20 protein-coding genes are annotated in these 21,832 nt (G+C 67.3%); 9 read left to right on the top strand and 11 right to left on the bottom strand.

The window, feature by feature from the left end; all coding sequences use genetic code 11:
* Positions 1-61: 61 nt before the first annotated feature.
* Positions 62-412, top strand: a complete 351-nt coding sequence (locus tag FFS27_RS02300) for a NirD/YgiW/YdeI family stress tolerance protein (protein ID WP_003084357.1) — start codon at positions 62-64, stop codon at positions 410-412.
* An 80-nt stretch (positions 413-492) separates the two neighbouring features.
* On the opposite strand, the gene aphB is transcribed toward FFS27_RS02300, so the two are convergent.
* The 6 genes from aphB to FFS27_RS02270 all read right to left on the bottom strand — a co-directional run bounded on the left by aphB (position 493) and on the right by FFS27_RS02270 (position 7,209).
* Positions 493-1,527, bottom strand: coding sequence for an acetylpolyamine amidohydrolase AphB (gene aphB, locus FFS27_RS02295; RefSeq protein WP_003084359.1), 1,035 nt, complete (start codon positions 1,525-1,527; stop codon positions 493-495).
* Between the two features lie 15 nt (positions 1,528-1,542).
* A complete protein-coding gene (locus tag FFS27_RS02290; RefSeq protein WP_003084361.1) occupies positions 1,543-2,937 on the bottom strand; it encodes an APC family permease in 1,395 nt (464 codons plus the stop codon).
* Positions 2,938-3,357: 420 nt separating this feature from the next.
* A complete protein-coding gene (locus FFS27_RS02285) occupies positions 3,358-4,401 on the bottom strand; it encodes an ABC transporter substrate-binding protein (RefSeq protein ID WP_003084365.1) in 1,044 nt (347 codons plus the stop codon).
* A 47-nt stretch (positions 4,402-4,448) separates the two neighbouring features.
* Positions 4,449-5,237, bottom strand: a complete 789-nt coding sequence (locus tag FFS27_RS02280) for an ABC transporter permease (protein ID WP_003128877.1) — start codon at positions 5,235-5,237, stop codon at positions 4,449-4,451.
* Positions 5,234-6,163, bottom strand: a complete 930-nt coding sequence (locus FFS27_RS02275) for an ABC transporter permease (protein ID WP_021263143.1) — start codon at positions 6,161-6,163, stop codon at positions 5,234-5,236. Before FFS27_RS02275 ends, FFS27_RS02280 begins: the two co-directional genes overlap by 4 nt.
* Positions 6,160-7,209 (bottom strand): ABC transporter ATP-binding protein, encoded by a 1,050-nt coding sequence (locus FFS27_RS02270; protein ID WP_019485283.1) that lies wholly within the window; start codon positions 7,207-7,209, stop codon positions 6,160-6,162. The genes FFS27_RS02275 and FFS27_RS02270 overlap by 4 nt, the downstream gene beginning before the upstream one ends.
* 327 nt (positions 7,210-7,536) lie before the next feature.
* Here FFS27_RS02270 and FFS27_RS02260 point away from each other — a divergent pair, with 327 nt between their 5' ends.
* Positions 7,537-8,502, top strand: coding sequence for an SdiA-regulated domain-containing protein (locus FFS27_RS02260; protein WP_004364984.1), 966 nt, complete (start codon positions 7,537-7,539; stop codon positions 8,500-8,502).
* 38 nt (positions 8,503-8,540) lie between these two features.
* Here the strand turns inward: FFS27_RS02260 and FFS27_RS02255 are convergent, their stop codons facing one another.
* Positions 8,541-10,484, bottom strand: a complete 1,944-nt coding sequence (locus tag FFS27_RS02255; RefSeq protein WP_021263140.1) for an autotransporter outer membrane beta-barrel domain-containing protein — start codon at positions 10,482-10,484, stop codon at positions 8,541-8,543.
* Positions 10,485-10,773: 289 nt separating this feature from the next.
* On the opposite strand from FFS27_RS02255, the gene FFS27_RS33980 reads away from it, so the two are divergent.
* On the top strand, positions 10,774-11,499 hold the full coding sequence (locus FFS27_RS33980) for a CatB-related O-acetyltransferase (RefSeq protein ID WP_023100742.1): 726 nt from the start codon (positions 10,774-10,776) through the stop codon (positions 11,497-11,499).
* Positions 11,500-11,541: 42 nt separating this feature from the next.
* On the opposite strand, the gene FFS27_RS02245 is transcribed toward FFS27_RS33980, so the two are convergent.
* Together FFS27_RS02245 and rpiA are read right to left on the bottom strand one after the other, a co-directional pair.
* Entirely contained in the window at positions 11,542-11,874 is a 333-nt protein-coding gene (locus tag FFS27_RS02245; protein ID WP_003110581.1) for a YegP family protein, read from the bottom strand.
* A 122-nt stretch (positions 11,875-11,996) separates the two neighbouring features.
* Positions 11,997-12,668 (bottom strand): ribose-5-phosphate isomerase RpiA, encoded by a 672-nt coding sequence (rpiA, locus tag FFS27_RS02240; protein ID WP_021263138.1) that lies wholly within the window; start codon positions 12,666-12,668, stop codon positions 11,997-11,999.
* Positions 12,669-12,902: 234 nt separating this feature from the next.
* Here rpiA and ilvA point away from each other — a divergent pair, with 234 nt between their 5' ends.
* The 4 genes from ilvA to FFS27_RS02220 all read left to right on the top strand — a co-directional run bounded on the left by ilvA (position 12,903) and on the right by FFS27_RS02220 (position 16,814).
* Positions 12,903-14,441, top strand: coding sequence for a threonine ammonia-lyase, biosynthetic (ilvA, locus tag FFS27_RS02235; RefSeq protein ID WP_017001827.1), 1,539 nt, complete (start codon positions 12,903-12,905; stop codon positions 14,439-14,441).
* A gap of 119 nt (positions 14,442-14,560) precedes the next feature.
* Positions 14,561-15,028: a DUF2269 domain-containing protein gene (locus tag FFS27_RS02230; protein WP_003112958.1), complete on the top strand. Its 468-nt coding sequence runs from the start codon at positions 14,561-14,563 to the stop codon at positions 15,026-15,028.
* Between the two features lie 50 nt (positions 15,029-15,078).
* A complete protein-coding gene (locus tag FFS27_RS02225) occupies positions 15,079-16,350 on the top strand; it encodes an SDR family oxidoreductase (protein ID WP_003084391.1) in 1,272 nt (423 codons plus the stop codon).
* Positions 16,347-16,814: a DUF2269 family protein gene (locus FFS27_RS02220; RefSeq protein ID WP_003084393.1), complete on the top strand. Its 468-nt coding sequence runs from the start codon at positions 16,347-16,349 to the stop codon at positions 16,812-16,814. Before FFS27_RS02225 ends, FFS27_RS02220 begins: the two co-directional genes overlap by 4 nt.
* Here the strand turns inward: FFS27_RS02220 and FFS27_RS02215 are convergent.
* Positions 16,787-18,028 carry an MFS transporter gene (locus FFS27_RS02215; RefSeq protein WP_023100743.1) on the bottom strand — a complete coding sequence of 414 codons (1,242 nt, stop codon included), beginning with the start codon at positions 18,026-18,028 and terminating at the stop codon, positions 16,787-16,789. The genes FFS27_RS02220 and FFS27_RS02215 overlap by 28 nt on opposite strands.
* Positions 18,029-18,077: 49 nt before the next feature.
* The gene (locus FFS27_RS02210; protein WP_021263136.1) at positions 18,078-18,731 is read right to left on the bottom strand and encodes an HAD family hydrolase; all 654 of its coding nucleotides are present in this window, start codon (positions 18,729-18,731) and stop codon (positions 18,078-18,080) included.
* Positions 18,732-18,934: 203 nt separating this feature from the next.
* On the opposite strand from FFS27_RS02210, the gene FFS27_RS02205 reads away from it, so the two are divergent.
* Together FFS27_RS02205 and ptsP are read left to right on the top strand one after the other, a co-directional pair.
* Positions 18,935-19,414 carry an RNA pyrophosphohydrolase gene (locus FFS27_RS02205; protein WP_003084400.1) on the top strand — a complete coding sequence of 160 codons (480 nt, stop codon included), beginning with the start codon at positions 18,935-18,937 and terminating at the stop codon, positions 19,412-19,414.
* 22 nt (positions 19,415-19,436) lie between these two features.
* The gene (ptsP, locus tag FFS27_RS02200) at positions 19,437-21,716 is read left to right on the top strand and encodes a phosphoenolpyruvate--protein phosphotransferase (protein WP_003084404.1); all 2,280 of its coding nucleotides are present in this window, start codon (positions 19,437-19,439) and stop codon (positions 21,714-21,716) included.
* Positions 21,717-21,832: the final 116 nt, after the last annotated feature.

Below are 21,832 nucleotides of genomic sequence, written 5' to 3'. Positions count from 1 at the left end.
GCCTGGTTTCAGCAAGGCTTCGTAGCCTGGACCCATCGAAACCAACTACGAGGCGTTACCCATGAAACTTCGTCACCTGCCCCTCATCGCTGCCATCGGCCTGTTCTCCACCGTCACCCTGGCCGCCGGCTATACAGGCCCGGGCGCTACCCCGACCACCACCACGGTGAAGGCCGCGCTGGAAGCCGCCGACGACACCCCGGTGGTCCTCCAGGGTACCATCGTCAAGCGCATCAAGGGCGACATCTACGAGTTCCGCGACGCCACCGGCAGCATGAAGGTCGAGATCGACGACGAAGACTTCCCGCCGATGGAAATCAACGACAAGACCCGGGTCAAGCTGACCGGCGAAGTCGACCGCGACCTGGTCGGCCGCGAGATCGACGTCGAGTTCGTCGAAGTGATCAAGTAAGGCCCTGAATCGAAACGGCCCGCCTCTCTTCCGGGAGGCGGGCCGTTTCGCGTTCCGACCGGGCGAAGTTGCGGGTGGGCTTACCGGTGAACCCCTTCGAAACCCTGTAGCACGTTCACCGCGTTGATCCCGATTTCCTCCACCGCGTAGCCTCCCTCCATCACGAACAGCGTGGCCAGGCCGAGCTTGCCGATGGCTTCGCCCATGCGCAGGTAGTCGGGGCTGTCCAGGCGGAACTGGGAAATCGGGTCCTCCTTGAAGGTATCCACCCCCAGGGAAACGATCAGGACGTCCGCCGCATAGGCCTGGATCTGCCGGATCGCCGCCTGCAGCGCCTGGCTCCAGGTCGCCCAGTCGCTGCCGGCCGCCAGTGGGTAGTTGAAGTTGTAGCCGGTGCCGACGCCGTTGCCCTTCTCGTCGGCGTAGCCGAGGAAATAGGGGTATTCGAAGCGCGGATCGCCGTGGATCGAGGTGAACAGCACATCGGCGCGGTCGTAGAAGATGTCCTGGGTGCCGTTGCCATGGTGGTAGTCGACGTCGAGGATCGCCACCCGCCCGGCGCCCCGGTCGAGGAAGGCCTGGGCGGCGATGGCGGCATTGTTGAAGAAGCAATAGCCGCCCATGTAGTCGGCCGCGGCGTGGTGGCCCGGCGGGCGACAGAGCGAAAATACCGAGCGCGCGCCGTTGGCGAGTTCGGACTGGCCGCTGAGAGCGACGTTGGCCGAACTGGTGATCGCCTGCCAGGTCCCGGCGGTGATCGGCGCGCCGGCGTCGAAGGAGTAGTAGCCGAGGCGACCGTCGATGTTGTCCGGCTCCGTCTGCCGCAGGCGCCGGGTCGGCCAGGCGATCGGCAGCATGTCGTGGCTGCGGCCGGTGGCCAGCCAGTCCTGCCAGGCGTTCTGCAGGAAACGCACGAAACCCTCGCTGTGCACCCGGCGGATCGGTTCCAGGCCGAAGTCGCGCGGTGCGCGGACTTCGCCGAGGCCGACGGCCTTCACGCAGTCGAGGACCATGTCGGCGCGGCTGGGTTTTTCGAAGCAGGGGGTGAACTGGCCGCCGATCAGTTCGTGCCGGCCGTGGTGCAGGCGATGGTCGTCGCTGTAGATGGTCAGCATGTCGGGCTCCCGGGCTCAGTTCTGTTCGGAGAAGGTCACGGTCGGCGCCTTGCGGCGGAAACCGCCGGTATGCAACGCCAGGTAGGCGAGGCCGGCGGCGAACCAGGTCAGGCCGATCACCAGGGTCAGCGCCGAGAGGCTGGTCCACAGCCACAGGGTCAGGCCCAGGCCGATGGCCGGCACCAGCCCGTAGCGCAGCAGGTCGCGCGGGGCGCGGCGGCCGTCGAGCAGCAGGTAGCTGCGGATCACCGCCAGGTTCACCGCGGAGAACGCCACCAGCGCGCCGAAGCTGATCATCGAGGCCAGGGTGGTGAGGTCGATGACCACCGCCAGCAGGGAAATCACCGAGACCACCAGGATCGCGATCACTGGCGTCTTGAAGCGCTCCGAGAGGCTGCCGAACACGCGCCGCGGCAGGATGCCGTCGCGGCCCATGCTGTAGAGGATGCGCGACACCGAGGCCTGCGAGGCCAGTGCCGAGCCGGCGGCGCCGGCGACGTAGGCGGCGGTGAAGAAGCTGGCGAGGAACTTGCCGCCGGCCGCCAGCATCACTTCGTTGGCCGCCGACTCGGCGTCCTGGAATACGCTGCCGGGGAACACCAGTTGGCTGAAGACCGCCAGCACGGTGAACAGCAGGCCGGCGCCGACCGTGGTGATGACGATGGCGCGCGGGATGTCGCGTTGCGGGTCGCGGGTTTCCTCGGCCAGGGTCGAGACCGCGTCGAAGCCGAGGAACGACAGGCACAGCACCGCCGCGCCGGCCATCAACGGGGCGAAGCCCGGCTGGCTGCCGTCGCCGACGAAGGGCAGGCTCAGGTCCAGCGAGGGGATGCCGGCCAGGTGCTTGACCGCCATGGCGATGAACACTACGGCGAAGACGAACTGGGCGCCGACGATCACGTTGCTCATGCCGGCCACCGAGCTGATGCCGATCACGTTGAGTACGGTGACCAGGCCGATCGCCGTGAGCACGAAGACCCAGGCCGGCACCATCGGGAAGGCGATGTTGAGGAACAGGCCGATGAGCAGGTAGTTGATCATCGGCAGGAACAGGTAGTCGAGCAGCAGCGACCAGCCGGCGAGGAAGCCGACGCAGGGGCCGAAGCTGAGGCTGGTATAGGAATAGGCCGAGCCGGCGATGGGATATTTCTTCACCATGAAGCTGTAGGAAAAGGCGGTGAAGAGCATCGCCGCCAGGGTGATCAGGTAGGCGCTGGCGGTACGACCGCCGGTGATCTCGGTGACTACCCCGTAGGTGGTGAACATGGTCAGCGGAACCATGTAGACCAGCCCGAAGAAGACCAGGGCGGGAAGCCCGAGGATGCGCCGCAGGCCGGTGCCCTGGGCGCTGTGGACGTACTCGGGGCGCTTGCCGCCGATGAGGATGCCGTTGTTGCGTTCGCTGGCCATGTTCCGCTCCTCGCGAAATGCCGTATCGATCCCGCAGGCGGCCGCTTGGGCGGACCTTTCCTGCGCCGGGTGAATGGACGGGCTAGTGGAAAACCGCTGGGGTTTCCGCCGGGTCGGTGGAAATGGCAGTGACGAGAGGGCACGCGGCGTGTGCGGGCACGGGCGTTGGGGCGTCGATAGTGTTCATGGCGTTCTCAGGAAGCGTTCTTGTTGGATTTCTAGCTCGCGGTCGCGAGGTTCCCTTGGGCTCTGCCGGCGCCGTTTCCGCGGCTCCGGGCGACCCCTCGAGGAGGGCGCGGTTCGACTCTAGCAATCCGGTTTCGCCGGGGAGAACCCTGTAGACGGTCAAAAAGGGATCGAAATGGCCAAACTGGCTGGCCGGCCAGCGCTGGCGCGAGCTGGCCGCCAGCGCCGCGTCGATCATTTCTTAAGCTTGGTCCAGACCTTGCTGCGCAGCGCCAGGGCTTTCGGCGAGCAGAGCTTGAATGGCTTCAGGCGGTCGAGCTTGTCCTGCGGAGTGTTGATCGCCGGGTCGTCGAACAGTGCCTTCTCCATGAATTTCTCCGAGCCGACGATGGCGTTGTTGTACTTGGCGAAGTTGGAGGCGGCGGCGATGTTCTCCGGGCGCATCATCCAGTCGATGAAGACGTGGGCTTCCTTGACGTTGCTGGCGTCGCGCGGAATCGCGAAGTTGTCGATGAACAGCCGGATGCCTTCCTTCGGATAGACGTATTCGAGGCTGGCGCGTTGGGCGTGGGCGCGGTGGAAGGCGCCGTTCCACTGCTGGTGCATGGCGACCTCGCCGGCGGCCATGCGCTCGATGGTGCCGTCGCTGTTGTACATGGCCAGCGCCGGCTTTTGCCTGAGCAGCAGGTCGAGGACCTTCTGCGCTTCCCTGGCGTCCTCGGTGCATTCGTCGATGCCGAGGTAGTAGGTGGCGGGAATGAACAGTTCCTCGATGGAGTTCAGCGCCACCACCTTGCCTTTCAGCTCGGCTGGTGGTTCGAAGAACGGCTTCCAGCTTTCTTCCAGCCTGCCGCCCGGCACCTTCGCCGTATCGTAGCTGTAGCCGGTGGTGCCCCAGAGATAGGGAATGCTGTAGTCGTGGCCGGGATCGAAGCCAAGGGTCCGGAAGTTTTCCTTCAGATTGCCCAGGCTCGGCAACTGGCTCTTGTCGAGCTTTTGCAGCAGCCCCTCCTTGACGAAAATCTCTATGAAGCTGTCCGACGGCACCACCACGTCGTAGGCGCCGCCACCGGCCTTGAGCTTGGCCAGCAGCGTCTCGTTGCTGTCGTAGGCGTCGAGGGTGGCCTTGATCCCGGTGTCCTTCTCGAACTTCTTCAGCAACTCCGGCGGGTAGTAGTCCGACCAGTTGGCGAAGTGCAGGGTGCCTTCGGCGCGAGCCTGGCCGCCCAGGGCTAGACCGGCGGCGAAGAGCAGGGTGAGCGGTGTGCGGTAGGTCATGGTGGACTCCTGGCGATCTTCTGTTTTTTCTTCGTGGAGGCAGATTCTCAGCGGCGGCGTTGGCCGAGGTAGTACGACAGGGCGACGAAGGCGATGGAAATCATGAGGATGATCGATGAAATCGCATTGATCTTCGGGGATATGCCCATGCGGATGGAGCTGAAGATGTACACCGGCAGGGTGGTTGCGCCGGCGCCGGCGACGAAATAGGTGATGACGAAATCGTCCATCGAGATGATGAACGCGAGCATCGCCCCGGACAGCACGCCGGGCATCAGCAGCGGCAGGGTGATTTTCCAGAAGGCCTTCCACGGCGAGGCGTAGAGGTCGGCGGCGGCCTCCGCCAGGCGCGGGTCCAGGCCCTCCAGGCGGGCGCGGATCGGCAGGTAGGCGAAGGGGATGCAGAACACGATGTGGGCGATGAGGATGGTGAACAACGACAGCTTCAGGCCGATGAAGGAGAAGAACATCAGGGTCGCCACCGCGGTGACGATCTCCGGCACCAGCAGCGGCAGGCCGAGCACGCCGTTCATCAGGGTCTGTCCGCGGAAGGCGCGACCACGCATGCCCAGCGCGGCGAGGGTGGCCAGGACGGTCGAGGCCAGGGTGGCGAGGGTGGCGACGATCAGCGAGTTCTTCGCCGCGCGGAGGATTTCCGGATCGTTGGCCACCACCGCGTACCATTTCAGGCTGAAGCTCTCCCAGAGCGTCGCCGACTGGCCGCTGTTGAAGCTGAGCACTACCAGCACCAGGATCGGGATGTAGAGGAAGGCGAAGAACAGCCAGGCGGCCTGGCGCACGCCGCTGAAGGTCCAGAGTGGATTGCGGCCGTTCATGGCTGGCCTCCGCCGGCGTTGGCCCGGAAGCGCAGGCTGTGGATCAGCATCGCTAGCAGGACGAAGGCCAGCAGGGCGAACGAAAGGGCGGCGCCGAACGGCCAGTTGTGCGCGGTACCGAATTGCAGCTGGATCAGGTTGCCGATCATCAGCGCCTTACCGCCGCCGAGCAATTCCGGAATGATGTAGCTGCCCAGGGCCGGGATGAATACCAGGATGCAGCCGGCGACTATCCCCGGCATCGCCAGCGGCACGATCACCCGCCGCAGCGCTTTCCAGCGGTTGGCGCCGAGGTCGAATGCCGCCTCCACCAGGCGCCAGTCCATCTTTTCCAGGCTGGTGTAGATCGGCAGCACCATGAACGGCAGGTAGGTATAAAGGAGGCCGATGATCACCGCGTTGTCGGTATAGAGCAGCCCCAGCCCGGTGTCGGTCAGGCCGATGCCTTGCAGGCCGGCGTCCACCAGCCCGCCGTTGCGCAGCAGCAGGATCCAGGCGTAGACCCGCACCAGCAGGTTGGTCCAGAACGGCACGGTGACCAGGAACAGCAGCAGGTTGCGCCGACGTTCCGGTTGCAACGCCAGGTACAGCGCGGTGGGGAAGCCGAGCGCCAGGCAGCCGAGGGTGGTCAGCAGCGACAGCCAGAACGAGCGCTGGAAGATGCCCAGGTAGTCGGCGTTGAACACCAGGCTGTCGTCCAGGTCGCGTTCCCAGAGGAAATTGAGGTAGGCCTCCAGGCTGTGCTGGCCCCACTTCACCCCGCCGTAGTCGCCGGACTGCTGGATCGACACGGCGAACATGATGCCCAGCGGGATCACCAGGAACAGCACCAGCATCAGCATCGCCGGGCTGCTCAGCAGCAGGCGCCGACGCAGTTGCCGGCGTTCGGCCGACTGTTGCGCGGAAGGTCGGCCGGTGGCGCTCATTCGGCGAGCACCCGGATGGCGGCGGCGGGAACCCGCACCCGCACCTTCGCCCCCGGACTGTGCGGGCAGCGTGCGCCGTCGCGGTTCTGCTGGCGCACGCGGAAGCCCGGCTGGCCGGCCACGTTCAGGTGGTAGACGGTATCGGTGCCGACATAGACGACGTTTTCCAGCACGCCTTCCAACTGGCCGTCGGCGGCCAGTTCGGTGCGCTCCGGGCGGATCGCCAGGGTCACCGCGCCGCTGCCCGGGGTCGTCGCGGCCAGCCGCTGGCCGTCCGCCAGGCGCACGCCGTCGGCGTCGGCCTGGCCCTCGAGGAAGTTGGTTTCGCCGATGAAGTCGGCGACCGCCCGGTTCAGCGGCGCCTCGTAGATGTCGCTGGGCGTGCCGACCTGCAACACCTTGCCCTTGCTCATCACCGCGATGCGGTCGGACATGGTCAGCGCTTCCTCCTGGTCATGGGTGACGAAGATGAAGGTGATCCCGGTCTCGTGCTGCAGGCGCTTCAGCTCGATCTGCATTTCCTTGCGCAGCTTCAGGTCCAGCGCCGACAGCGACTCGTCGAGCAGCAGCACCTTGGGCCGGCTGGCCAGCGCGCGGGCCAGGGCGATGCGCTGCTGCTGGCCACCGGACAACTGGTCGGCGCGGCGCTTGCCGACCTCCGGCAGCTTCACCAGCTCGAGCATGCGGCTCACCGTGGCGTCGATCTCGGTGCGCGGGCGGCCCTGCATCTCCAGGCCGAAGCCGATGTTCTCGGCGACGCTCATGTGCGGAAACAGCGCATAACTCTGGAACACCGTGTTGACCGGGCGGCGGAACGGCGGCAGGCCTTCCATGCGTTCGCCATAGAGGCGGATGCTGCCGGAGCTGGGTTGTTCGAAACCGGCGATGAGGCGGAGGAGGGTGGTCTTGCCGCAGCCGGAAGGGCCGAGGAGGGTGAAGAATTCGTTGGCGTGGATATCCAGGGACACATCGTCAAGGGCCTTCAGGCCTTGGCCGGGGGTACCGAATTCCATGCAGATCCGCTCGATGGCTATCGCGCTGGTCATGCTGAATTCCATGCAGTCAAGCAGTTGTTATTGTTGAGGTTTTGCGGTTTCTGGGGCCCGCTTCACCTGCTGCGGTTCGATAATGACCGGGGCGCCGCGGGCGCAGAACGATAGATGCGGCCAATAAGGGATCGAACAGGCCAATCTGGTGGCGCTGGAAGAAGACTGCGGATGCTCTCTTGTCGTCTCTTTCGGACAGGAAACTCGGACCTGTCCGAGTCGCCCGGGCGGCTGGCTGACTTTAAGCTTGGCTTCAGCCTGGAGCCGTAGCTTGCGTAGGAAAGGTCGGGCGCAGCCCGTTTCCATACAGCGTACAGGCTCTATGCTATGACTATCCACGCCCAAACTCCCGAGCCGTTTTCAATGTCCCGAGCTTTTACGCCTCGCCGTCTGCTGCTGGCCGTCCTGCTGGTCGCGCTGACCGCGCTGGTCCTTCTCGGCCAGAGCTTCCGCGTCTTCGACCGGGCCTGGTTCGCTGTCCAGGAGTGGCGTCACGCCGATGCCTGGAAAGAGCGCTCGATATGGCTGCCGGACTACCGCGTGCGGATCGAGGCGCAGCCCATCGAGGGGTTGAACGACGACGTTTCCGCGCTGACCTTCGATCCCGACCGGCGCACACTGTTCACCGTGACCAACCAGCCGGCGCAGATCATCGAGCTGTCCTTGCAGGGCAAGGTACTGCGGACCATCCCGCTGACCGGCTTCGGCGACGCCGAGGCCATCGAGTACATCAGCCGCGGTGTCTACGTGATCACCGACGAGCGCCAGCAACGCCTGGTCAAGGTGCGCCTGGAGGACGATACGCGCTTCATCGACGCTGCCGATGCCCAGCAGCTTTCGCTGGGTATCGGCCTCAACGGCAACAAGGGTTTCGAGGGGCTGGCCTACGACGCCGAGGGCAAGCGCCTGTTCGTCGCCAAGGAGCGCGACCCGGTGCGCATCTACGAGATCCACGGTTTCCCCCACACCCAGGCGGACAAACCGTTCGCCGTGCACGTGGTGGACGACCCCGGGCGCGACAAGCGCCTGTTCGTCCGCGACCTGTCCAGCCTGCAGTTCGACGAGGGCACCGGGCACCTGCTGGCGTTGTCCGACGAGTCGCGTCTGGTAGTCGAGCTGGACACCGACGGCGAGCCGGTCAGCACCCTGTCGCTGCTGCGCGGCATGCACGGCCTGAAGCGCAGCGTGCCGCAGGCCGAGGGCGTGGCGATGGACGACCGTGGCGTGCTCTACCTGGTCAGCGAACCGAACCTGTTCTACGTGTTCAGCAAGGACGAGCCGGCGCAGCCCTGACGCGGATGCGGGGACGGCAGGAGCGTCCCCTGGCCCGCTCAGAACTGCCAGTTCACCCCGAGCGAATAGCCCGCCTGGTTGCCTTCGCTGTGGGCGAAGCGGCTGTTGGCTTCGGCGAAGACCCCGAGCTGCTCGGTGATCGCCAGTTGCGCGCCAAGCTGGGCGCGGCCGAAATCCTTGTCCACGCCGCCCATGTCGGCGACCCGGACACGCCCGTCGCCGCGGCTGGTCAGGTCCATGTCCTCCAGGCGTCCGTCCGCCAGCTCGCGGACCCAGCGCAGGCTGGCGTAGGGTTGCAGGCGCATTCTCGCGCCCAGCGCCAGCTCGCCGCGCAGGCGCCAGCCGAGACTCGCCTCCAGCGAGTCGTAGTCCTGCTTCTCGTAGCCGAGTGCGGTACGCAGGGCCTCGTCCTCGCGGAAGTCGTCGATGCGGTAGCGCATGTAGTCGAGACCGGCCAGCGGCCCGCTCCGCAGTTCGCCGAAGCTGAAGTCATAGCCGCCTTCCAGCCGGGCGCCCCAGGACCAGGCCGAGGTGTCGCCCGACAGACGCTGGTCGAGCAGCACCGGCCCGCCGGCGGCCTGGAGGTAGACCGAACGCTTGCTGTCGTAGCGGGTATGCCCGAGGTTCAGCTCGCCGGCCAGCCATTCCGGACCGCCGTCGTTGTACAGGCCGAACAGGCCGAGCTGCCAGGTGTCGCCCTCGATGCGCCCGCCATGGTCCAGCTTGTCGCGGCTGCGCTGGAAGGCCAGGCTGCCGCCGAGGGTCAGGGCCTCGCTGTAGCGGTAGTCGCCGAGCAGATGCACGCCGGCGCGCCTGGACTCCGGATCGCCAGGCATGTCGAAACCGCTGTCCGGCGAGACCTCGCCCTCCGCGCCCACCTTGCCGTCGAAGCTGCCTACCGGCCGGTTGCTGCCGAGCAGGGTCAGCCAGCGGCGGTCGTGCAGGCGGGTCAGTGCCTGGTGCTGGCGCTGCAACTGGTCTTCCATCTGCCGCGCCAGGGCGCCGCCGGAGGCGGTGGAGGCCAGCAGGTCGGCGTTGGTCAGCTCCAGCACCAGGCGCGTCAGCAGGCGGGAAAAGTCGCGCATGCGTTGCTCGATGCGCTCCTGGCCCAGGGCGTTGGTCAGTACTTCCTTGTTGTCCTCGGCCGGGTCGTGCCAGGTTGAGCCGCCGGGAATCGCCGGGTTGTCGGTCTGCTCGTAGCCGTCCAGGTCACCCAGTTCCCAGTTGGTCGCCTCGATGAACAACACCGGGATGTCCATCCCGTTGAAGCTTTCGCCGTCGCTGCAGCAGCCGGTACCCGCCGGGTATTCGGCGTTCAGGCCGGGGTTGGTGAACAGCGGGATGTCCAGCTCGCGGGCGATGCGCAGGATCTGTTCGCGGTAGGCGCCGAGGGCCGGGTTGGACACGCTGTTGGAACCGGCATGGGCGTACATCTTGTCGCCGGTGACCAGGCTGTCGAGGTTGATCATTCCCAGCAGGTTGGCGCGCTGGCTGGCGTCGAGGGACTCGACGTAGGCACGCGAACCGCGCAGGCCTTCCTCCTCGGCGCCGAAACCGACCACCTCGAGGCCGTTCTCCAGGGCGATGCCGCCGAGGTTGCGGGCGATCTCGGTGAGCACCGCCGCGCCCGAGGCGTTATCGTCCAGGCCCTGCAGGGTCGGGCGACCGTAGTAGGTGTCGTAGTGCGCGCCGAGTACCAGGAACTTCCCGCTGCTGCCGGGCGCCGAGGCGATGACGTTCTGCGAACTGCGGTTGCCGGCCCAGGTGAAGTCCTGGCGACTGGTCTGGTAGCCGAAGCCCAGGCGCGACTGCATCAGTTCGCTGGCACCGGCGAAGCTGGCGGTGCCGCGATAGCGGCCCGGGTAGTCGGTGATCAGGCGCTCCAGGGTCTCCCCGGCGTATTCCCCGTATTGGTAGGCGTTGGCACCCAACGACAGCGCGGCACATCCCAGGCCTACAGCGACAGCTAATGGTTTGAACACGGCACTTTCCTCTGTGTCGGTACGATGGTGCATCGAATGATGCTCGCGCCGCGGAAAGCAGGATGCGGACCGTTTCATGTCCCTGGAGCACGAATTGACGCCTGGGCGACCTGCGGTGTCGCCAGGTTGTAAGAAGCGTCGCTCCTGGCGATGGGCAGGAAGCTTCGTGCTGGACGTAGTGTTACCGGCGATGGCCGCTACTGGGGCGTGACTTCCCGTTTCGGGGCTTGGTAACCGCGAGCGGTCGATTTACAGTGCTCGCCCTGCCGATCTCCTGGATACCCGTCGCATGAACATTTTCCGCGAAGCCCTGCTCAACCGTCGCCTGAAGAAGGCCCTGGCACGTCACAGTTGCCGCATGGCCAGCGGGGTCGAGACGCTGCGCGACGGCACGCAGGTGACGCTGGAGCCGAACGTGAAGCTGGGCAAGGCGAAGATCCACTCGCCAGCACTGGAGGTCGGCGCCTATACCGACGTGGTCAGCGGCTGCGAGTTCTTGGAGGTGGCCAGCATCGGCCGCTTCTGCTCGATCGCCACCGGGGTGGTGATCGGCCAGCCGCGCCGCTCGCATCCAATGCACTGGCTGAGCACCCACGCCTTCACCGCCAATCCGAAGCTGTTGCGCAAGCCGTTGCAGCCCGAGCACGAAGCGACCCCGGCGCGGATCGGCCACGATGTATGGATCGGGCGCGACGCGCTGATCCTCGATGGGGTGGAGATCGGCACCGGCGCGGTGATCGGCGCGCAATCGCTGGTCAATCGCGACGTGCCGCCCTACGCGGTGGTGGCGGGCTCGCCGGCGCGGGTGCTCCGCTATCGCTTCGCGCCGGAGCTGATCGAGCGACTGCTGGCGAGTCGCTGGTGGGAGTTGCCGCTGGACGTGCTCGGCGAATTGCCGCTGGACGATCCGCAGGCCTGCGTCGAGGCGCTGGAGCGTCGGCCGCCGCAGGCGCGCCAGGAGGCGCGGCGCTTGCGCATCCGGCACAAGCCGTTCGCCATCGAATGGCTGTCCTGAGGCCCGCAGCCGCCGCCGGCGTCGACGGCGGCCAGGGCTGGATCAGCTTTCGTCGCTGAGGCCGGCTTCCGGCGCTGCGCGCTTCACCGACTGCACGCCGGCTTCGGCGTTGGCCTGGCTGGCATAGAGCTGGCTCTGGCCGACGACCTGGCCATTGGTGGCCTTGAGCACGAAGTGGAACTTGCCGTTGTTGGCCGGCTTGACCTCGAAGGCACCGTCGCGCTGGGAGTTCTTGCGCACCGACTCGATGCCGCCGAGCGCCGAGTCCTTGGCCTTGTACAGTTCGCTGGTGAGAATGATCTCGCCGTTGGCGGCATGCAGGTTGAAGTGGAACTGGCCGTCTTTCGCTTTCTTCAGATGGAATTTGGCTGCCATGTCTAGCTCCTTGTTCACGGGGTGCGGCGGATCGCAACGGACCAGCCGTCTGCTGAGACACAGCGTAGCCGCTTTTGTTGCAGTGTCGCCCCGCACCGGTCATCGGCCTGGGGCGAGCGGGCTCAGGCCGTGAGGGTCTTGACGCCGTCGGCGGTGCCGAGCAGCAGCAGGTCGGCCGGGCGGGCGGCGAACAGGCCGTTGGTGACCACGCCGACGATGGCGTTGATCTTCTCTTCCAGTTCCACCGGGCTGTCGATGCGCAGGTTGTGCACGTCGAGGATGATATTGCCGTTGTCGGTCAGCACGCCTTCGCGGTAGACCGGATCGCCGCCGAGCTTCACCAGTTGGCGGGCGACGTGGCTGCGAGCCATCGGGATGACCTCCACCGGCAGCGGGAACTGGCCGAGGATGGGTACCAGCTTGCTGGCATCGGCGATGCAGATGAAGGTCTTGGCCACCGCGGCGACGATCTTCTCGCGGGTCAGCGCGGCACCGCCGCCCTTGATCAGCTCCAGGCGCTCGTTGCTTTCGTCGGCGCCGTCGACGTAGAACTCCAGCTCGCTGACCGTGTTCAGCTCGTAGACCGGGATGCCATGCTCCTTCAGGCGCTTGGCGGTGGCCTCCGAACTGGCCACTGCGCCGTCGAACTCGGCCTTGTGGCGGGCCAGGGCATCGATGAAGAAGTTGGCGGTGGAGCCTGTGCCGACGCCGACGATGCTCTTGCTGTCGAGGTGCGGAAGAATGTGGTCGACGGCGGCCTGTGCCACTGCCTGCTTGAGCTGATCCTGGTTCATCCCGGGTGCCTGTCTGGTTGCCTGGCCGGCCGTCCCGGCGGCGCAGGCGGAGGGTGCGCGCGGCCGGGGCGGCCCGGCGGGTTTCCGGCACGTCCTGTGCCGCTGCGATACGAAGGGACGAATTATAGCGGCCTGGCGTCCTCCGGTCTTGCCCCGGATGACCGGCAGTCGCGGTGTTTTCCTGCGGCGCGCCGGTAGTCCGCCCGGCGGGCCTGGAGTAGACTCCGGGCTTCCGTGAAGTCCGCCGAACCGCCTCCGATGCTCGAACAATACGTCAAGAAGATCCTCACCTCGCGCGTCTACGACGTCGCGGTGGAAACGCCCCTGCAACCCGCCCGCCAGTTGTCCGAACGCCTCGGCAACCAGGTCCTGCTCAAGCGCGAGGACCTGCAGCCGGTGTTTTCCTTCAAGATCCGCGGCGCCTACAACAAGGTCGCGCAGCTCACCGAGGAGGAGAAGGCCCGCGGGGTGATCGCCGCCTCGGCCGGCAACCACGCCCAGGGCCTGGCCCTGGCGGCCAAGCGGCAGGGGATCAGGGCGGTCATCGTGATGCCCAAGACCACCCCCGAGATCAAGGTCCAGGCGGTGCGCGCCCACGGCGCCAAGGCGGTGCTGCACGGCGACGCCTTCCCCGAGGCGCTGGCCCACGCGCTGAAGCTGGTCGACGAGAAGGGCTACACCTTCGTCCATCCCTACGACGATCCGGACACCATCGCCGGCCAGGGCACCGTGGCCATGGAGATCCTCCGCCAGCAGCCCGGCCGCCTCGATGCGATCTTCGTCCCGGTGGGCGGTGGCGGACTGGTCGCCGGCATCGCCGCCTACGTCAAGTACCTGCGTCCGGAGATCAAGGTGATCGGCGTCGAGCCGGACGAGTCGAACTGCCTGCAGGCGGCCATGGCCGCCGGCGAGCGGGTGGTGCTGGGCCAGGTCGGGCTGTTCGCCGACGGCGTGGCGGTGGCGCAGATCGGCCAGCACACCTTCGACATCTGCAAGGACCACGTCGACGAAGTGATCACCGTCAGCACCGACGAGATCTGTGCGGCGATCAAGGACATCTACGACGACACCCGCTCGATCACCGAGCCGGCCGGCGCGCTGGCGGTGGCCGGGATCAAGAAGTACGTCGAGCGCGAGCGCGCCGAGGGGCAGACCCTGGTGGCGATCGACTCCGGCGCCAACGTCAACTTCGATCGCCTGCGGCATGTCGCCGAACGCGCCGAACTGGGCGAGCGCCGCGAAGCGATCATCGCGGTGACCATTCCCGAGCGGCCGGGCAGCTTCAAGGCCTTCTGCGAGGCGGTCGGCAAGCGCCAGATCACCGAGTTCAACTATCGCTACCACAGCGGCAGCGAGGCGCACATCTTCGTCGGCGTGCAGACCCACCCGGAGAACGACCCGCGCGAGGCGCTGGTGGCCTATCTGCGCGAGAAGGGCTTCCCGGTCCTCGACCTGACCGACAACGAACTGGCCAAGCTGCACATCCGCCACATGGTTGGCGGCCATGCAGTGAAAGTCAGCGACGAGATGGTGTTCCGCTTCGAATTCCCCGAGCGGCCCGGCGCGCTGTTCAACTTCCTCACCAAGCTCGGCGGGCGCTGGAACATCTCGATGTTCCACTACCGCAACCATGGCGCGGCCGACGGCCGGGTGGTGGCCGGGTTGCAGGTGCCGGAAGACGAGCGCCACCTGATCCCGCAGACCCTGGAGGCGATCGGCTATCCGTACTGGGACGAGACCGCCAACCCGGCCTACCAGCTGTTCCTCGGCTGACCCGCGGCGGCTCGCCGACACGGGCTGCTAAGCTTCACGGGCAGGTGATCTCCTTCCTCGGGAACTGAGCCCGCCCCCGGCCCCTCAAACGGGCCGGGAACACGGACAAGGATGCGCTGATGGAACATTTTCTCCAGATCAAGATTCTCCACGGAGTCGCCACCGTGCTGCTCTTCGGCGGCCTGCTCGGCCTGGCGTTCTACGCCTGGCGCAGCTGGCGGACGGGCGACGCGGCGCGGGTCGCGCGCGGTTTCAAGCGGGTCCGCCTGATCGGCTGGCCGCTGCTGGGGCTCAGCCTGCTGGCCCTGCCGGTCAGCGGCTGGTGGCTGGTGCACCTGGCCGGCTGGCCGTTGGGCCAGAGCTGGCTGCTGTTCGGCGCCTGCCTCTATCTGCTCGGCTGCATCTTCTGGCTGGTCCTCGCCGGCCGCCTGGCGCGGGTCCAGCACCAGGCCGGCGCCGCCGAGACGGCGGGGGCCGCGCTGGGCGAGCAGACCCTGCGCGAGATCAAGGTGGGCCTGGTCATGGCCCTGCTCGGTGCGGCCAGCTTCATCGCGGTGGCGGTACTGATGGTCAGCAAGCCGCTCTGAAACGCCAACGAAATGGACTTCACCGGCCTTCGCCGGTTCTGTAGGAACGCATGCGTATTCTGCTGGTAGGCGCGGGAGGTTTCGTCGGGCGGCACCTGCTCCCGGCGCTGCTCGCCGCCGGACACGAACTGCTCCTCACCGCGCGCCGCCCGCCGGTCGATGCGCCTGCCGGCGTACGCTGGCTGGCGCTCGACCTGGAGCGGCTTGCGGAAAGGCCGGACAGCTTCGCCTGGCCCGCCGGGGTCGACCTGCTGATCAACGCCGCCGGCACCATGAGCCTCGACGAGGCGAGCATGGCTCGCGTCCAGGACAGCGGCGCGCGAGCACTCTTCGACCTCGCTGCGGCCCATGGTGCGAAGGTCCTGCAGATTTCCGCGCTGGGCGCCGGTGCGCACCCGGACGTGGCCTTCCTCGCCAGCAAGGCGGCGGCCGACCGCCACCTGCTGGAACTGGGCATCCCGGCGCTGGTGCTGCGCCCGTCCCTGCTGCTGGGGCCGGGCGGCGCCAGCAGCGCCTGGCTGGAACGCCTGTCGCCGCTACCGCTGATTCCCTTGCTGGACAATCGCGCGCGCCTGCAACCGCTGCATGTCGAGGACCTGGTCGGCGCGGTGCTGGCCTTGCTGCGCTGCTGGCCGGAGCGGGCGCAGGTGATTCCGCTGGTGGGTCCGCAGGCGCTGACCCAGGGCGAGCTGCTGGACGAGCTGCGCCGCGCCCAGGGTTGGCCGCGCGGCCGCTATGTGGTGCCGCCCGCGGCGCTTCTCGATGCGTTGGGCGGGCTTGGCCGGCGTGCTGGCTGGCGGACACTGAGTCCATCGATGCTGAAGCTGGTGCGCCACGACAACCTGGCCGACCCGGCACTCCTCGATGAGGCCTGCGGCTATCGTTGCGCGCCGCTGGCCAGTCGGCTGCTCGGCTGGCCGCAGGCGGCACGCAGCCTGGCGGCTCTGATGCGGCCGCTGATGCTGGCGGCCCTGGTGCTGATCTGGCTGGGTACCCTGGTCGCCTGCCTGGGGCCGGGTTACGGCTGGGGCCTGCGGATCCTCGGCGAGGCCGGCATCCACGGCTGGCCGGCGAGCCTGGCGGTGATCGCCGGGGCCTTGCTCGACGGCGCGCTCGGCGTCGGCCTGCTGCTCCGCCGCTGGCGTCGGCGCGCGCTGCTGGCGCAGTTCTGGCTGATGCTTGGCTACAGCCTGGCGATCAGCCTGATCCTGCCGCATTACTGGTACGACCCCTACATGGCGGTCGGCAAGAACATCGTGCTGATGGTGGCCACGCTCTGGCTGCTGGGCGACGAACCTAGAGCCAGGGAGGCCCGTGGATGAACCTTTACCTGCTGCTGAAGACCCTGCATATCCTTTCCTCGACCATTCTTTTCGGCACCGGCCTGGGGTCGGCCTACTACGCCCTGCGTGCCTGGCGCAGCGGGCAGTTGCCGGTGATCGCAGTGACCTTCCGCCACCTGGTCACCGCCGACTGGCTGTTCATCGCCACCACCGCGGTGTTCCAGCCGCTCAGCGGCCTGGCCATGGTGCATGTCGCCGGCTGGTCGCTGGCCCAGGGCTGGTTGCTGTGGAGCCTGGGCCTCTACGTGTTCGCCGGGCTCTGCTGGCTACCGGTGGTGTGGTTGCAGATCCGCGTACGCGACATGGCCGAGGCGGCCTTGCGCGAGGCGCGGCCCATCGAACCGCTGGCGTACCGCTACATGAACGCCTGGTTCATCCTCGGCTGGCCGGCCTTCATCGCCTTCATGGTCATCTTCTACCTGATGGTCAACAAGCCGGTCTGAGAGTCCGCTCGGCGCAACCAGAGCAATGCCAGGACCAGGAACGCCAGGGAGCCGCCCCAGTACAACCAGGCGAAGCCGCCGGGCCGCTCCAGCAGGAGGAAGGCCAGGGCCGGGCCCAGCGCGGCACCGAGGTCCTGGACGATGGAGTAGCGGGTCATGAAGCCGACCACGTCGCCGGCGCGGGCGACGTCGGCGGCGAGGGCGTCGGTCAGGGTGGTGAGGGCGGTGGCGACCAGCATCACCAGCAGGGCGATGGCCAGCCAGGCGAGAATGGGCAGCCTGCTGGAAAGCAGGCCGAAGCCCATTGCGCCGACCAGTAGCGCAGCCACGTAGAAGCGCCGACGCCCGCGCGGGCCATCCGACCAGGCACCGAAGCGCCCGGCCAGCCAGGGCTCCCAGGACCAGCGCAGGGCCTGGATGATCCCGGAGAGGCCGGCGGCGCTGAGCGCCAGGCCGAGCAGGCTGACCTCGGTGCCGAAGCTGCGGGCGATCAGGGCGCTCAGGGTGGCGGCGAGTACGCCCTGGATCAGGAGCGCGGTGGCGAAGCCGCTGAGGATCACCAGGCCGCGCGGCGGCGGGCGCCTGGCGACGCTGGTGGATGCCGTTGCGGCGGAGGTCCGCGCCTGTCCGGCGGGATTCTCCGGCAGGTCGAAACCCTTCGCCAGCAGCGGCAGGCCGAGCAGTGCCAGGATCGCGAAGGACAGCGCCAGCGCCGGCAGGCCGAGGACCGGCACCAGCAGCCCGCCGAGCAGCATGCCGACCAGGCTGCCCAGGCGGTAGAGGCCGTTGTACAGGCCCATGGCGCGGCCGCGCTGGTGGTCGGCGGCGCAGTAGACCACCGCCGAGAGCCCGCCGATGCGGAAGAACGACCAGCCGATCCCCCACAGTCCGCGCAGCAGCACCCAGGCCAGGAAACCGCTGGCCAGGCCGTAGCCGGCGGTGCTCAACACGCCGATGACGACCGCCAGGAGCAGGCCGGTCTTCAGTGCCAGGTGCTTGTACAGGCGGCCGATCAGCGGATTGAAGGGCAGACGGATCAGGCGGTTGATCGACAGCAGCACGCCGACCTGCCAGAGCGCCTCCAGGCCGACCTCGTGCCAGTAGATCGGCAGGGCGATATAAAGCATCGAATCGCCGGCCAGGCATAGCGCGGTGACCAGGGCGACGATCACGACCGGCCGCAGCGAGCCGGGAGTGGGGGCGGTGTGGGGCATCCTGGGTCCGCCGTGGCGCCGCCCGTCGGACGGCGCACTTGTCAGTGGGTCAACGCAGGGAAATGATCGGCCAGCCGCGTTTTTCCGCCTCGGCGCGCAGGCGCGGATCGGGGTCGACGGCCACCGGCCGGCTGACCTTCTCCAGCAGCGGCAGGTCGTTCAGCGAGTCGCTATAGAAGCTGGCGCCTTCCAGGTTCAGGCCGTTCTCGTCGAGCCAGCGTTGCAGGCGAACCACCTTGCCGCCCTGGAAGCAGGGCACGTCGAAGCTCTGCCCGGTGTAGCGGCCGTCGCGCATCTCGCACTCGGTGGCAATCAGGGTCTCCACCCCGAGTCGTTCGGCGATCGGGCCGGTGACGAAGCGGTTGGTGGCGGTGATGATCACCAGCCGGTCGCCGGCGGCGCGGTGCTCGGCGAGCAGCGCCTCGCCCTTGGCCAGCACGATCGGCTCGATCACTTCCTGCATGAATTGGCGGTGCCAGGTTTCCAGCTGGGCCATCTCGGTGCGACCGAGGATCGCCTGGGTGAAGGCCTGGTAGGCAAGGACGTCGAGCTTGCCGGCCACGTAGTCGGCATAGAAGGCGTCGTTGCGCGCCTGGTATTCGGCGGCGTCGACCAGGCCGCGCTGGCACAGCCATTCGCCCCAGCTATGGTCGCTGTCGCCGGCGAGCAGGGTGTTGTCGAGATCGAAAAGGGCCAGACGCACGGGGTGACTCCATCGGTTGGCGGGTGGCGGGAGGGCCGCGAGAGCCTTTTGCGAAGGCTCCCACCGGGCCTTGGGAAAACCCCTAGCCTACCGGCTTTTGCCGGCCCTGTATCCTCCCCGCACGAGTCGCAAAGCCGCGCGTTGCCGCTATCACAAGCTTTATGGAACAATGCGGGCACATGCGATTTCGAGGATGTCCCAGCGTGATCGATTCCGATGGTTTTCGCCCGAATGTCGGCATCATTCTCGCCAACGAGGCGGGGCAGGTGCTGTGGGCGCGGCGTATCAATCAGGAAGCCTGGCAGTTCCCGCAGGGAGGCATCAATGATCGCGAAACGCCGGAAGAGGCGCTGTATCGCGAATTGAACGAAGAAGTCGGGCTGGAGGCCGGGGACGTGCGCATCCTGGCCTGCACCCGCGGCTGGCTGCGCTACCGTTTGCCGCAGCGCCTGGTGCGGACCCACAGCCAGCCGCTGTGCATCGGCCAGAAGCAGAAATGGTTCCTGCTGCGGCTGATGTCCGACGAGGCGCGCGTGCGCATGGATATCACCAGCAAGCCCGAGTTCGACGGCTGGCGCTGGGTGAGTTACTGGTACCCCCTGGGACAGGTGGTGACCTTCAAGCGCGAGGTCTACCGCCGCGCCCTGAAGGAACTGGCCCCGCGCCTTCTGGCGCGGGACTGAACACGGAGACAAGGCCCCGAGCATGCTCAACACGCTGCGCAAGATCGTCCAGGAAGTGAACTCCGCCAAGGATCTGAAGGCGGCGCTGGGCATCATCGTGCAGCGGGTCAAGGAAGCCATGGGTACCCAGGTCTGCTCGGTGTACCTGCTCGACACCGAGACCCAGCGTTTCGTCCTGATGGCCACCGAAGGCCTCAACAAGCGTTCCATCGGCAAGGTCAGCATGGCCCCCAGCGAAGGCCTGGTCGGCCTGGTCGGCACCCGCGAGGAGCCGCTCAACCTGGAGAACGCCGCCGCCCACCCGCGCTACCGCTATTTCGCCGAGACCGGCGAGGAGCGCTACGCGTCGTTCCTCGGCGCGCCGATCATCCACCATCGGCGGGTGATGGGGGTGCTGGTGGTGCAGCAGAAGGAGCGCCGCCAGTTCGACGAAGGCGAGGAGGCCTTCCTCGTCACCATGAGCGCCCAGCTCGCCGGGGTCATCGCGCATGCCGAGGCGACCGGTTCGATCCGCGGCCTGGGCAAGCTCGGCAAGGGCATCCAGGAAGCCAAGTTCGTCGGCGTGCCCGGCGCCCCCGGGGTCGGGGTGGGCAAGGCGGTGGTGGTGTTGCCGCCGGCCGACCTGGAAGTGGTGCCGGACAAGCAGGTCGACGACATCGACGCCGAGATTGCCCTGTTCAAGCAGGCCCTGGAGGGCGTTCGCGCCGACATGCGCGCGCTGTCGAGCAAGCTCGCCAGCCAGTTGCGCAAGGAAGAACGCGCGCTGTTCGACGTCTACCTGATGATGCTCGACGATGCCTCCATCGGCAACGAGGTCAAGCGCATCATCCGTACCGGCCAGTGGGCCCAGGGCGCCCTGCGCCAGGTGGTGATGGAGCACGTGCAGCGCTTCGAGCTGATGGACGACGCCTATCTCCGCGAGCGCGCCTCCGACGTCAAGGACATCGGTCGCCGCCTGCTCGCCTACCTCCAGGAAGAACGCAAGCAGAACCTGACCTACCCGGAGCAGACCATCATCGTCAGCGAGGAGCTGTCGCCGGCGATGCTCGGCGAGGTGCCGGAAGGGCGCCTGGTCGGCCTGGTCTCGGTGCTCGGCTCGGGCAACTCGCACGTGGCGATCCTCGCCCGTGCCATGGGCATCCCCACGGTGATGGGGGCGGTCGACCTGCCGTACTCCAAGGTCGACGGCATCGACCTGATCGTCGATGGCTACCACGGCGAGGTCTACACCAACCCCTCCGCCGAGCTGGTGCGCCAGTACAGCGACGTGGTCGCCGAGGAGCGCGAGCTGAGCAAGGGCCTGGCGGCCCTGCGCGAGCTGCCCTGCGAGACCCTCGACGGCCACCGCATGCCGCTCTGGGTCAACACCGGCCTGCTCGCCGATGTCGCCCGCGCCCAGGAGCGTGGCGCCGAGGGGGTGGGCCTGTACCGCACCGAGGTGCCGTTCATGATCAACGACCGCTTCCCCAGCGAGAAGGAACAGTTGGCGATCTACCGCGAGCAGCTCAGTGCCTTCCACCCGCTGCCGGTGACCATGCGCACCCTGGATATCGGCGGCGACAAGGCGCTGTCCTACTTCCCGATCAAGGAAGACAACCCGTTCCTCGGCTGGCGCGGCATCCGCGTCACCCTCGACCACCCGGAGATCTTCCTGGTCCAGACCCGCGCCATGCTCAAAGCCAGCGAAGGACTGGACAACCTGCGCATCCTGCTGCCGATGATCTCCGGCACCCACGAGCTGGAAGAGGCCCTGCACCTGATCCACCGCGCCTGGGGCGAGGTGCGCGACGAGGGCGTGGACATCGCCATGCCGCCCATCGGCATGATGGTCGAGATTCCCGCCGCCGTGTACCAGACCCGCGAGCTGGCCCGCCAGGTCGACTTCCTTTCGGTCGGTTCGAACGACCTGACCCAGTACCTGCTGGCGGTCGACCGCAACAATCCGCGGGTCGCCGACCTCTACGACTACCTGCATCCGGCCGTGCTGCATGCGTTGAAGAAGGTGGTCGACGATGCCCACCTGGAAGGCAAGCCGGTGAGCATCTGCGGCGAGATGGCCGGCGATCCCGCGGCTGCCGTGCTGCTGATGGCGATGGGCTTCGACAGCCTGTCGATGAACGCCACCAACCTGCCCAAGGTGAAGTGGCTGCTGCGCCAGATCACCCTGGACAAGGCCCGGGACCTGCTCGGCCAGTTGCTCACCTTCGACAACCCGCAGGTCATCCACAGCTCGCTGCACCTGGCGTTGCGCAACCTCGGCCTGGGTCGCGTGATCAACCCGGCGGCTACCGTCCAGCCCTGATTTCCCGCGCGCCGGACGCTTCGTCGTGCGGCGCTTACGCTTTCCCCGCAAGCGTATAGACTGCCTGCCATTCGGTAGAGGCCACTGGCCAGTCGAACGTGCGAGGGATTGCCGCA

The organism is Pseudomonas sp. 2VD (genome assembly GCF_005503585.1).
Classification (GTDB): Bacteria; Pseudomonadota; Gammaproteobacteria; order Pseudomonadales; family Pseudomonadaceae; genus Pseudomonas; species Pseudomonas aeruginosa.
This window is presented reverse-complemented; position numbering and strand designations above follow the sequence as displayed.

Bases quoted from the DNA above. Each gene is read 5' to 3' on its own strand.
- FFS27_RS02300 (WP_003084357.1), top strand. From the start codon at position 62: ATGAAACTTCGTCACCTGCCCCTCATCGCTGCCATCGGCCTGTTCTCC.
- aphB (WP_003084359.1), bottom strand. From the start codon at position 1,527: ATGCTGACCATCTACAGCGACGACCATCGCCTGCACCACGGCCGGCAC.
- FFS27_RS02290 (WP_003084361.1), bottom strand. From the start codon at position 2,937: ATGGCCAGCGAACGCAACAACGGCATCCTCATCGGCGGCAAGCGCCCC.
- FFS27_RS02285 (WP_003084365.1), bottom strand. From the start codon at position 4,401: ATGACCTACCGCACACCGCTCACCCTGCTCTTCGCCGCCGGTCTAGCC.
- FFS27_RS02280 (WP_003128877.1), bottom strand. From the start codon at position 5,237: ATGAACGGCCGCAATCCACTCTGGACCTTCAGCGGCGTGCGCCAGGCC.
- FFS27_RS02275 (WP_021263143.1), bottom strand. From the start codon at position 6,163: ATGAGCGCCACCGGCCGACCTTCCGCGCAACAGTCGGCCGAACGCCGG.
- FFS27_RS02270 (WP_019485283.1), bottom strand. From the start codon at position 7,209: ATGACCAGCGCGATAGCCATCGAGCGGATCTGCATGGAATTCGGTACC.
- FFS27_RS02260 (WP_004364984.1), top strand. From the start codon at position 7,537: ATGACTATCCACGCCCAAACTCCCGAGCCGTTTTCAATGTCCCGAGCT.
- FFS27_RS33980 (WP_023100742.1), top strand. From the start codon at position 10,774: ATGAACATTTTCCGCGAAGCCCTGCTCAACCGTCGCCTGAAGAAGGCC.
- FFS27_RS02245 (WP_003110581.1), bottom strand. From the start codon at position 11,874: ATGGCAGCCAAATTCCATCTGAAGAAAGCGAAAGACGGCCAGTTCCAC.
- rpiA (WP_021263138.1), bottom strand. From the start codon at position 12,668: ATGAACCAGGATCAGCTCAAGCAGGCAGTGGCACAGGCCGCCGTCGAC.
- FFS27_RS02230 (WP_003112958.1), top strand. From the start codon at position 14,561: ATGGAACATTTTCTCCAGATCAAGATTCTCCACGGAGTCGCCACCGTG.
- FFS27_RS02225 (WP_003084391.1), top strand. From the start codon at position 15,079: ATGCGTATTCTGCTGGTAGGCGCGGGAGGTTTCGTCGGGCGGCACCTG.
- FFS27_RS02220 (WP_003084393.1), top strand. From the start codon at position 16,347: ATGAACCTTTACCTGCTGCTGAAGACCCTGCATATCCTTTCCTCGACC.
- FFS27_RS02215 (WP_023100743.1), bottom strand. From the start codon at position 18,028: ATGCCCCACACCGCCCCCACTCCCGGCTCGCTGCGGCCGGTCGTGATC.
- ptsP (WP_003084404.1), top strand. From the start codon at position 19,437: ATGCTCAACACGCTGCGCAAGATCGTCCAGGAAGTGAACTCCGCCAAG.